12 protein-coding genes are annotated in these 10,505 nt (G+C 76.0%); 7 read left to right on the forward strand and 5 right to left on the reverse strand.

Annotated features, from left to right (window positions below):
• Positions 1-4 precede the first annotated feature (4 nt).
• Complete coding sequence (locus tag NH342_RS12365) at positions 5-1,261, reverse strand: MFS transporter (RefSeq protein WP_253015179.1); 1,257 nt, start codon at positions 1,259-1,261, stop codon at positions 5-7.
• Positions 1,262-1,506: 245 nt separating this feature from the next.
• On the opposite strand from NH342_RS12365, the gene moaA reads away from it, so the two are divergent.
• The 6 genes from moaA (at position 1,507) to NH342_RS12395 (ending at position 5,935) form a co-directional block, all read left to right on the forward strand.
• The gene (gene moaA, locus NH342_RS12370) at positions 1,507-2,559 is read left to right on the forward strand and encodes a GTP 3',8-cyclase MoaA (protein WP_253015180.1); all 1,053 of its coding nucleotides are present in this window, start codon (positions 1,507-1,509) and stop codon (positions 2,557-2,559) included.
• 2 nt (positions 2,560-2,561) lie between these two features.
• Positions 2,562-2,816, forward strand: coding sequence for a MoaD/ThiS family protein (locus tag NH342_RS12375; protein ID WP_308200647.1), 255 nt, complete (start codon positions 2,562-2,564; stop codon positions 2,814-2,816).
• A 66-nt stretch (positions 2,817-2,882) separates the two neighbouring features.
• Positions 2,883-4,280, forward strand: a complete 1,398-nt coding sequence (locus NH342_RS12380) for a hemolysin family protein (protein ID WP_253015182.1) — start codon at positions 2,883-2,885, stop codon at positions 4,278-4,280.
• Positions 4,273-5,298, forward strand: coding sequence for a hemolysin family protein (locus NH342_RS12385; RefSeq protein ID WP_253015183.1), 1,026 nt, complete (start codon positions 4,273-4,275; stop codon positions 5,296-5,298). Before NH342_RS12380 ends, NH342_RS12385 begins: the two co-directional genes overlap by 8 nt.
• A 13-nt stretch (positions 5,299-5,311) precedes the next feature.
• A complete protein-coding gene (locus tag NH342_RS12390) occupies positions 5,312-5,497 on the forward strand; it encodes a hypothetical protein (RefSeq protein WP_253015184.1) in 186 nt (61 codons plus the stop codon).
• Between the two features lie 117 nt (positions 5,498-5,614).
• On the forward strand, positions 5,615-5,935 hold the full coding sequence (locus NH342_RS12395) for a hypothetical protein (RefSeq protein WP_253015185.1): 321 nt from the start codon (positions 5,615-5,617) through the stop codon (positions 5,933-5,935).
• Between the two features lie 135 nt (positions 5,936-6,070).
• Here NH342_RS12395 and NH342_RS12400 read toward each other — a convergent pair whose 3' ends face one another.
• Genes NH342_RS12400 through NH342_RS12415 form a run of 4 tightly spaced genes read right to left on the reverse strand, consistent with a single transcriptional unit; the run spans position 6,071 to position 9,141 of the window.
• Positions 6,071-7,654 (reverse strand): SpoIIE family protein phosphatase, encoded by a 1,584-nt coding sequence (locus tag NH342_RS12400; protein ID WP_253015186.1) that lies wholly within the window; start codon positions 7,652-7,654, stop codon positions 6,071-6,073.
• A 20-nt stretch (positions 7,655-7,674) separates the two neighbouring features.
• The gene (locus tag NH342_RS12405; protein ID WP_253015187.1) at positions 7,675-8,085 is read right to left on the reverse strand and encodes a molybdenum cofactor biosynthesis protein MoaE; all 411 of its coding nucleotides are present in this window, start codon (positions 8,083-8,085) and stop codon (positions 7,675-7,677) included.
• Between the two features lie 10 nt (positions 8,086-8,095).
• Positions 8,096-8,659, reverse strand: coding sequence for an NTP transferase domain-containing protein (locus NH342_RS12410; RefSeq protein ID WP_253015188.1), 564 nt, complete (start codon positions 8,657-8,659; stop codon positions 8,096-8,098).
• A 23-nt stretch (positions 8,660-8,682) separates the two neighbouring features.
• Positions 8,683-9,141, reverse strand: coding sequence for an HD domain-containing protein (locus tag NH342_RS12415; RefSeq protein ID WP_253015189.1), 459 nt, complete (start codon positions 9,139-9,141; stop codon positions 8,683-8,685).
• A gap of 40 nt (positions 9,142-9,181) precedes the next feature.
• Between NH342_RS12415 and NH342_RS12420 the strand changes: the two genes are divergently transcribed.
• On the forward strand, positions 9,182-10,505 hold a 1,324-nt coding region (locus NH342_RS12420; RefSeq protein WP_308200648.1), incomplete at its 3' end, for an HAD-IC family P-type ATPase.

Raw genomic sequence — 10,505 nt, forward strand, 5'->3', positions numbered from 1 at the left:
ACCATCACGGGGTGCGGGACACCTCGTCGCGCCGGGCGGCCTCGGCGGGTGCGGGGTCGCTCGCAGCCGGGCGGCGGACCAGCACGCCGCCGAGCAGGGCCAGCAGGCCGGCCGCGGCGGCGCCGAGCGCGGGCACCAGGAACGCCTGCTGGCCGCCCCAGGCGTCGACCGCCGCCCCGGCCACCGCGGCGCCGGCCGTGACGCCGAGGGTGAGACCGGTCGACGTCCACGTGAGGCCCTCGTTGAGCGCGGCGCGCGAGACGCGGGACTCCACCAACGACATGCCCGACACCAGCACCGGCGCGATGGTCAGCCCGGCGAGGAACACCGCGACCACCAGCACCGGCACCGAGCCGACGAGGAACAGGGTCTGGGTGGCGACGCCGAACAGCAGCCCGCAGCCGACGAACCGCGCCAGCAGCGACCCGGGGAGGGTGAGGATGCCGTACAGCAGCCCGGAGACCAGGCTGCCGCCGGCGTAGGCGGCCAGCGCGACCCCGGCCATCACCGGCTGGCCCTGCTCCTGGGCGAAGGCGACGACCACGACGTCCATCGCGCCGAACACCGTGCCCACCGCCAGGTAGGCGATCGCCACCACCAGCAGGGTGGGGCTGAGCACCGACGTGGCGGACCGCCCCGTCCCGGGCGCGGCGCGGTGCACCGGGGGCTGGGTGGCGGTCTGCCGGGACAGCCAGACCGTCCCGGCGATGCCGACGCCTAGGCCGACCAGGAAGCCGGCCGGCGGCGCGATGAGCGCGGCCAGGAAGGTGATGGTGGGCGGCCCGACGACGAAGACCACCTCGTCGACCACGGACTCGAAGGCGAAGGCGGTCTGCCGGGCGTCGGCGCCGGGCAGCGCGTGCGCCCACCGCGCCCGGACGGCGGAGCCCACGTTGGCGGCGGCCGCACCGGTCAGCGCGGCGAGCACGAACCACGACCACCGTGGCGCCCCGCCCACCACGACGCCGACGAAGGTCAGCCCCAGCAGCAGGTAGACCGCGGCGGAGACGGCGAGCACCCGGCCCTGGCCGAGCCGGTCCATGCCGCGGGCCCACTGCGGGCTGCCGACCGCGAAGGCCAGCGCGAGGGTGCCGGAGACGGCGCCGGCCAGGCCGTAGCTGCCGGTCTCGCCGGCCACCATCAGCACCGAGCCCAGGCCCATGCTGGACATCGGCACCCGGGCGAGCCACCCGGCGAAGGAGAAGGAACGGGCACCCGGGACCGCGAAGATGCGGCCGTAGGGCGCGAACGGGTTGCGCACGGGATCGGTCTCGACTCTCTGGCCACAGGCGGAGACAGGGGGGCCTGCCGTGTTCCCGGGTGGCGTTGCCGATGCTAACGACCGCGTCCAGCCGGTTCCGGGACCGCGCCGGTCGGGGCGTCGCAACCCTGTGCAACCCGCCGCTGCGGCGTCAGGTCGGCGATGCGACCGCACTTGCGGAACCGGGTGTGACCGGGCGCACGCGGCTGCCGGGTGGGGTGATTCAGCGCTCTACAGTCGGGCGGGTGACGACGCCCAGCCCGCTCCCCGACCCCGTCGTGCGGGCGCCCGCGCCGGTCCCGGGCAGCGGCGGGCTGGTCGACCGGCACGGCCGCACCGCCATCGACCTGCGTGTGTCGCTGACCGACCGCTGCAACCTGCGCTGCAGCTACTGCATGCCGCCCGAGGGCCTGCAGTGGCTGCCCAAGGTCGAGCAGCTCACCGACGACGAGGTCGTCCGGCTGGTGCGCATCGGCGTCGAGCAGCTGGGCATCCGCGAGGTCCGGTTCACCGGCGGCGAGCCCCTGCTGCGCCCCGGCCTGACCGGCATCGTCGCGGCCACCACGGCGCTGCTCCCCCGCCCCGAGGTCAGCCTGACCACCAACGCCATCGGGCTGTCCCGGATGGCGCCGGCGCTGGCCGAGGCCGGCCTGGACCGGCTCAACGTCAGCCTGGACACCCTGGACCGCGAGCGGTTCCGCCAGCTCACCCACCGCGACCGGCTGCCCGACGTGCTCGCCGGGCTCCAGGCCGCCAAGGACGCCGGGCTGACGCCGGTGAAGGTCAACGCCGTGCTGCTGCGCGGCATCAACGAGGACGACGCCGTCCCCCTGCTGGAGTACTGCCTCGAGCACGGCTACGAGCTGCGGTTCATCGAGCAGATGCCGCTGGACGCCCACCACGCCTGGACCCGCGGCGAGATGGTCACCGCCGAGGACATCCTGGCCCGGCTCACCGCCACGCACACCCTCGTCCCCGACGTCGAGGAGCGCGGCGCGGCGCCGGCCGAGCGCTGGCTGGTCGACGGCACCGACCTCACCGTCGGGGTCATCGCCTCGGTCACCCGCAGCTTCTGCGGCGCCTGCGACCGCACCCGGCTGACCGCCGACGGCCAGATCCGCAACTGCCTGTTCGCGCGCGAGGAGTCCGACCTGCGCACGGCGATGCGCGAGGGCGCCACCGACGCCGAGCTGGCCGACCGCTGGCGGATCGCCACGCTGACCAAGCTGCCCGGCCACGGCATCGACGACCCCTCGTTCCTGCAGCCCAGCCGGCCGATGTCGGCCATCGGCGGCTGACGGTGCCGGGCAGGAACGAGGTCACCGTCCGCTACTTCGCCGGGGCCCGTGCCGCCGTGGGCACCGACACCGAGGTGCGCGACGCCACGTCGCTGGAGGAGCTGGTGGGGCAGATCGTGGCCGACCACGGTGCGAAACTGGAGCGCGTGCTGACCGCGTGCTCCTTCCTGGTCGACGGAACCTCGACCAGGGATCGTGCGTTGGTGCTCCCGACCGGGGCGGTCGTCGACGTGCTGCCCCCCTTCGCCGGAGGCTGACACCCCCCTCGTGAGCTCGCTGCCTCACAGTCCCCGACCCGCCGTCCACCGTCGGCGGGTGCCCGCATGACCGAGTGGTTGCTCGTGCTCGTCGGCCTGCTCCTGGTCGCCGCCTGCGCCGGCTTCGTCGCCTTCGAGTTCTCGTTGGTCACCGTCGACCGCGCCTCGGTGGAGCGCCGCGCCGCCGACGGCGAGCGGGGTGCCGACGGAGTGCTGGCCGCGATGCGCACGCTGTCCACCCAGCTCTCGGGCGCCCAGCTCGGGATCACGGTCACCAACCTGGCCATCGGCTTCGTCGCCGAGCCCTCGATCGCCGCGCTGCTGGCCGGCCCGCTGGAGTCCGCCGGGCTCTCCGGCGCGGCCGCCCGCTCGGTCTCGATCACCCTGGCGCTGGTGCTGGCCACCGCGCTGACCATGGTCTTCGGCGAGCTGGTGCCCAAGAACCTGGCCATCAGCAAGCCCTACGAGGTCGCCCGCACCGTGTCGGGTTTCCAGCGCGGGTTCACCAAGGGCACCGCGCTGGTCATCCGCGCGCTGAACGGGTGGGCCAACGGCATCCTGCGGAGGGTCTTCTCCGTCGAGCCGCAGGAGGAGCTGGCCTCGGCCCGCTCGGCCGAGGAGCTGACGTCGCTGGTCCGCCGGTCCGGCAGCACCGGGACGCTCGAGGCCGGCACCGCCGCGCTGCTGGAGCGCGGGCTGGCGTTCGGCGAGCTGCGGGCCAACGACGCCGCCACCCGCCGGGTCCGGATGACGACGGTGCGCTCCGACGACCCGGTCGCCGTCGTGCTGTCCACCGCGCGCGACTCCGGGCACTCCCGGTTCCCGGTCACCGGCCCGGACGGCGTGGACGACGTCGTCGGGCTGGTCCACGTGAAACACGCCCTGGCCGTCCCCCGGCCCGACCGGAGCACCGTGCTGGTCGCCGACGTCCTGGTCGAGGCCCTGTTCGTGCCGACCTCCCGGCAGCTGGACGACCTGCTGGTCGACCTGCGCCGCAGCAGCCTGCAGATGGCCGTGGTGGTCGACGAGTACGGCGGCACCGACGGCGTCGTCACCATCGAGGACCTGGTCGAGGAGCTGGTCGGCGACCTGTCCGACGAGCACGACGACGACGTCGGCACCGAGGACGTCCTCGACCTGGGCGACGGCACCTGGTCGGTCTCGGGGCTGCTGCGGCCCGACGAGGTCGCCGCGGCCACCGGCCTCACCGTGCCGGCCGACCGGCACTACGAGTCCGTCGGCGGGCTGGTGCTGCACCACCTGGGCCGCATCCCCGAGGTCGGTGACCGGGTGGAGGCCGAGCGGGTGCTCCCGCCGGAGTTCGCCGAGGAGGCCGAGGGCCACCCCGGGGGCGTGTGGGTCGAGGTGACCGCCGTCGAGGGGGCCCGGGTCGACCGCGCCCGGGTGGGCGAGCTGGTCCCCGTCCCGGCCGAGGACGACGAGCAGGGGGCCGACCGTGGGTGACTGGCTCGGCGTGGGGCTGGCCGTCGTGCTGCTGGCCGCCAACGCCTTCTTTGTCGGCGCGGAGTTCGCGCTGATCTCCGCCCGCCGGTCCGCCGTCGAGCCGCTGGCCGAGGCCGGCAGCCGGCGCGCCCGCACGACGCTGCGGGCGATGGAGCAGGTCTCGATGATGATGGCCGGCGCGCAGCTGGGCATCACCGTCTGCTCGCTGGGCCTGGGCGCCATCGGCGAGCCCGCCGTCGCCCACCTGCTGGAGCCGGTGTTCGACGCGGTCGGCGTGCCCGAGGGTGCGGTCTACCCGATCTCCTTCGTCATCGCGCTGACCGTCGTCGTCGCGCTGCACGTGGTGATCGGCGAGATGGTGCCCAAGAACCTGGCGCTGGCCGGCCCGGACCGCGCGGCGCTGACCCTGGCACCACCGCTGGCCGCCGTGGTGGCCGTGCTCAAGCCGGTCATCTACGTGCTGAACGCGCTGGCCAACGCGGTGCTGCGGCTGCTGCGGGTGGAACCCAAGGACGAGGTCGCGAGCTCCTTCACCCGCGACGAGGTGGCCGGCCTGATCGACGAGTCCCGCGCCGGCGGTCTGCTCGACGACGCCGACCACGACCTGCTCACCGGCGCGCTGACCCTGTCCGACCGGGAGACCCGCACCGTGCTCATCCCCCGCGCCGAGCTGACCGTGCTCTCCCCCGCCGACGACGCCGAGGCCGTCGAGCGGGCCGCCGCGGCGACCGGGTTCTCGCGGTTCCCGGTGGTCACCGACGGCGAGCTGTCGGGCTACGTGCACGTCAAGGACGTGCTGGTCGCCGACGGCGAGCCCGACGTCCGGGTGGCCGGGATCCAGCGCCCGCTCCCCCGCGTCGACGCCGGCAGCGACCTGCGCAGCACCCTGCAGACGATGCAGGGCGACCGAGCGCAGCTGGCCGCCGTCGTCGATGCTGGTCAGGTCGTCGGCGTGGTCGCCCTCGAGGACATCCTCGAGGAGCTGGTCGGCGAGATCCGCGACGGCGTGCACCGATGAGGAGGAACCGGCGATGAGCGTGTTCGACAAGGCGAAGGCCAAGGCCGAGGAGCTGGTGGGCCGGGCGACGGAGGTCTACGGCGAGTCGCACGGCGACGCCGCGGCCGAGGCGGCCGGGGAGGCCCGCCGGCTGGAGGGCGAGGCCGAGGAGGAGGCCCTCGAGGCCGGCGAGCACGGGGACCGACCGGGCCCGCACTGACCTCTCCCGCCCCGACGCGCCGGTCCGGGTTGCCGCAGGTCCGGTGCCCCGGGACGCTGCTCGTGGTGCACCGTCGCGCCGCCGTTCCCGAGACCGCCGGAACCCGTGGGAGACGCCGTGGACGCACCCGATGACACCCAGCACGTCGAGGTCGAGGCCGAGGGGCGGGTCGTCGCCAGCGCCGACGTGCTGGCCGACGGCGACTCCGCCGTCGCGGCCCTGCACGTGGAGCCCGGCCACCTGCCGCCGGGCACCCGAACCCGGCTCGTGGACGCCGTCGTGGGGACACCGGCGGTCGCCGGGGCCGAGCGGTTGACCACCGCGAGCCCGGCCGGGGACGTCGAGGTGGCGCAGCGGGTGCGCGAGCGGCTGGACGACGTCGAGGCGCGCAGCGTCGGCGCGACCACCTTCCACGACGGCACCGTCCCCCACGACTGACCCGCCCGGGGCGCTGCGGTGGGCCGGGCGCCCGCAGCCAGGGTGGCCCGACGTCCCTGACGGTGGCCGGCCGTTGCGCCGTGCGCACACCGTGGGGGATGTCCGGCCACCTCCGGCGCAGGAGGCCCGGCGGGGTCAGGCGAGGCGGACGGCGACCAGGGCGACGTCGTCGTCGGGCCGGCCGTGCACCAGCCGGTCGACCACCTCGTCGCACAGCTCCGCCAGCGGCCGCTCGGCCAGCTCGGCGACGGTCCCGCGCAGCCGGTGCAGGCCGGTGTCGAGGTCCTCGTCGCGCCGCTCCACCAGCCCGTCGGTGAACATCAGCACGGTCGACCCCGCCGCCAGCGCGACGCGGTGCTCGGTCCGCCGGGCCCCGCTGTCCACCCCGAGCAGCAGGTCCCCGGGCCACGGCAAGGCCTCGGCCAGCGCGCCGTCCGGCCCCACCACCAGCGGTGGCAGGTGCCCGGCGCTGGACCACACCAGCTCGGCCCCGCCGGCGCCGTCCTCGGTCAGCCGGGCGACGGCGGCGGTGGCCAGCGTCGGGAAGGCCAGCAGGTGCATCGCGGCGTCCAGCCCACGCAGCACCTCCCCCGGACCGGCGTCGGAGTAGGTGGCGATGCCGCGCAGCAGGCCGCGCAGCTGGCCCATGGCCGCGGCGGCCGCGGTGTCGTGGCCGACGACGTCCCCGATGACCAGCACCATCGCCCCGCACGGCGACCGGAAGGCGTCGTACCAGTCCCCGCCCACCCGGGCCGCCTCGGCGGCCGGGGTGTACCGGACGGCGACCTCGGCGCCGGCCGGCTGCACGGGCTGGGTCAGCAGGCTGCGCTGCAGCTCCTCGGCGAGCGCGGCCTGCTGGCGGTACAGGCGGCCGTTGTCCAGGGCGAGCCCGATCCGCTCGGCGGCCTCCCGCGCGGCGGCCAGGTCCTCGGCGTCGGGCGATCGCCCCTCCTGCCACCACAGCGTGATGACGCCGAGCGTGCGGCCCCGGCCCAGCAGGGGCAGGTGGAGGCCGCCGCCGGTGGCCAGCCGGCGCTGCAGGTCCCGGGCCTCGCCCGGCGGCAGGCTGTCGTGGACCTCGGCGGCGGTGACCGGCGTCGTCTCCTGGGTGTGCATCGACCGGACCAGCGGCGAGGTCACCGGCAGCGCGCCGAGCCGGAGCTCGCTGTAGCGGGCCAGCACCGGCCGCAGCTCAGCGCGGGCGTGCCAGCAGCCGACGTCGCGGGGCCGGCCGTCGTCGTCCAGCACGGTGACCACGGCCCAGTCGGCGAGCACCGGCACCAGCACGCGGGGGATGCGGCTCATGGTCTGCACGGCGTCGGGGGTGTCGGCGACCTCGGTGCTCACCCGGGCCAGCACCGCCTGCCGCTCCTGGGCGCGGTGCCGGGCGGTGCTGTCGGTGAAGAAGGCGTTGACCCGGCCGCCCTCCGCGGGCACCAACCGGACCTCGAACCAGGTGCCGCGCGCGGTCGAGAAGGACTCCAGCACCTCGGGACGGCGGGTGGCGGCGACCCGGCGGTAGGCCCGGCCGAGCGGGCTCTCCTCGTTGCCGGGGAAGGCCTGCCAGGCGCTGCGGCCCAGCAGGTCGCCGCGACGGCGACCGAAGGCGCGCTCGGCCGCGGCGTTGACGTAGGTGATCCGCCAGTCGGCGGCGATCTGCACGAAGCCCATGGGCATGCCCTCGAGCACGCTCGTGCCGGCCTCCGCGACCACCGCCACCCCCTCAGGCTGCGCACAGCCTAGGGGCAGGCCACCCACTCCTCGGCGCCGTCGGTGAACACCTGCCGCTTCCAGATCGGCAGCCGGGCCTTCACCTCGTCGACCAGCTCGGCGCACGCGGTGAACGCCTGGCCGCGGTGGCTGGCCGAGACCGCGCAGGCCAGCGCGACGTCACCGATGCCCAGCAGCCCCACGCGGTGGCTGATGGCGACCGCGTGCACCTCGGGCCGGGCGGCGAACTCCGCGGCGATCTCCTCGACCAGCGCCTGCGCGGTCGGGTGTCCGACGTACTCCAGCTCGGTGACCGACTTCCCGCCGTCGTGGTCGCGGACGACCCCGGCGAAGCTGACGGTGGCCCCGGCCGCGGGGTGGGCGACGGCGGCCTCGTGGGCGGCGACGTCCAGCGGCTGGTCGCTGATGGCGGCGATCACGGCGCCGACGTTACGCGCGCGGCGTGTCGTGGTCGGTGGGGTCGCCCAGCCCGGTGCAGTCGACCTCGGTGACCTCGTGGCCACGCAGGTAGGCCCGCGCCCCCTCGTCGCCGGTCGCGGTCTCGGCGACACCGGCCCAGTGGTCCCGCCCCAGGACCACCGGGTGGCCCGGGACGCCGTCGAAGACGGGGACGACGAGGGCGTCCGGGGCGGCGTGCGGCAGCAGCCGGTGCAGCACCTCCGGGGTGGTGCCGGGGATGTCGACGAGCATCACCGCGGCCGCCTCGATGCCGGCTCCGAGCGCCTGCAGGCCCTGGATGCCGGTGCGCAGGGAGGAGGCCATGCCGGTCTCCCAGTCGCGGTTGCCGACCACGGTGGCGCCGTGCAGGTCGGCGCGCTGCCAGACCTCGACCATGGCCGCGCCGAGCACGACGAGCACGGGGTCGCAGGCCGCGCGGGCGGTGCGCGCGGCCCGCTCGACGAACAGCTCGCCGCCCGGCAGCGGGGCCAGCGCCTTGGGCATGCCGTAACGGGAGCCGCCCCCGGCGGCGAGGACGAGAGCGGCGACGGACACGCCCCCACCCTGCCAGTCGCCGGTCAGAGGCCGAGGGCCTCCCGTGCGGTGCGGTACTTGTCCTCCAGCCGCTCTCGGGTGGCCGGGTCGAGGCGGGCGAGCCGGTCGGGGTCGGTGTTGGAGCCCAGGTCGGCGTGCTTGACCCGCAGCGCCAGCGGGCTGGCCGCCACCCGCCGGTAGTAGGCGGCGCGCTCCTCGCCGGGCCGATGGGTCAGCGCGTCGACGGCGTCCACCACCTGGTCGGGGAACTGCGCGACCAGCTCGTCGCGGGTGCCGGCCGGGCCGTCCTCGACGGTGTCGTGCAGCCAGGCGACCGTGCGGCCCACCTCGTCGTCGGGCTCCAGCCGCGCCACGACGTCGGCCACGTGGGCGGTGACGTAGTCCTCGCCCGCCTTGTCGACCTGGCCGGCGTGCACCCGCCGGGCGAGTTCCTCCGCGCGCTCCTCCACGGCCACGTCGTGCCCGACGCCGCGGGGGTGCACACCTGCACACCTTCACGTATGCGCAGGTACTGTCCCACCGGTGACCGCGACCCTGGACCGGACCCCCTCCCGCTCGCTCCGGCCCGCCGCGGGCATCCGGGTGGCGGCGACGTTGCCCGAGGTGCGCTGGGCCGCGGTGTCGCTGGGCCTGTTCGTCCTCGGCCTCGTGCTCCAGCTCGCCGGTGCCCCCGCCGCGCTCACCTGGGCCGCGTACCTGGCCTGCTGCGGCGCCGGCGGCTGGGAGCCGGCCGTCGGTGGGTGGCAGGCGCTGCGCGCACGGACCCTGGACGTCGACCTGCTGATGGTCCTGGCCGCGGCCGGCGCGCTGGCGATCGGCCAGGCCCTGGACGCCGCCCTGCTCATCGTCATCTTCGCCACCTCCGGGGCGCTGGAGGCCTTCGCGACCCGGCGCACCCGCGACGCCGTCTCGGCGCTGACCGACCTCGCGCCCGAGCAGGCGACCCTGTTGACCGGTGACGGCGAGCGGCGGGTACCCGCCGCGGACCTGCAGGTCGGGGATCGGGTCCTGGTGCGCCCGGGCGACCGGCTGCCCGCCGACGGCCGGGTGGTCGAGGGTGCCTCCGAGGTCGACCAGGCCTCGATCACCGGGGAGCCGATGCCGGTGGACCGGCACCCCGGCGACTCGGTGTTCGCCGGCACCGTCAACGGCACCGGCGCGCTCGTCGTGCAGGTGGGCCGGCCGGCGCACGACAGCGTGGTCGCCCGGATCGGGGCCCTGGTGGAGCAGGCCGCGGAGACCAAGGCCGGCACCCAGCTGTTCATCGAGAAGGTCGAGCAGCGCTACGCCGTCGGCGTCGTCGCCGCCACCCTGGCCGTCTTCGCGGTCCCGCTGGCGCTGGGCGCGGCGCTGCAGGACGCGCTGCTGCGGGCCATGACCTTCATGGTCGTGGCCTCGCCGTGCGCCCTGGTGCTGGCGACCATGCCGCCGCTGCTGTCGGCGATCGCCACCGCCGGCCGGCGCGGGGTGCTGGTCACCTCCGCCGTCGCGATGGAGGGGCTGGGCCAGGTCAGCGCCGTGGTGGTCGACAAGACCGGCACGCTCACCGACGGCACGCCGACCGTCGTCGCCACCGGGCCGGCCCCCGGCACGACGGAGGACGAGCTGCTGGCGCTCGCCGCGTCGGTGGAGGAGCCCAGCGAGCACCCGGTCGGCCGCGCGCTGGTCGCCGCGGCCCGCGAGCGGGGGCTCGCGACGTCCCCGGTGGCGGGGTTCCGGGCAGCCGTGGGCCGCGGGGTCACCGGCACGGTCGCCGGCCGGGTGGTCGCGGTCGCCGCCGCCGGCCCGGCGACCGCGGTCGAGCAGCAACGGCGGGGCCGCACCGTCGTCGCGGTCACCGTGGACG

The sequence above is a fragment of the Klenkia sp. PcliD-1-E genome (assembly GCF_024124375.1).
GTDB lineage: Bacteria > Actinomycetota > Actinomycetes > Mycobacteriales > Geodermatophilaceae > Klenkia.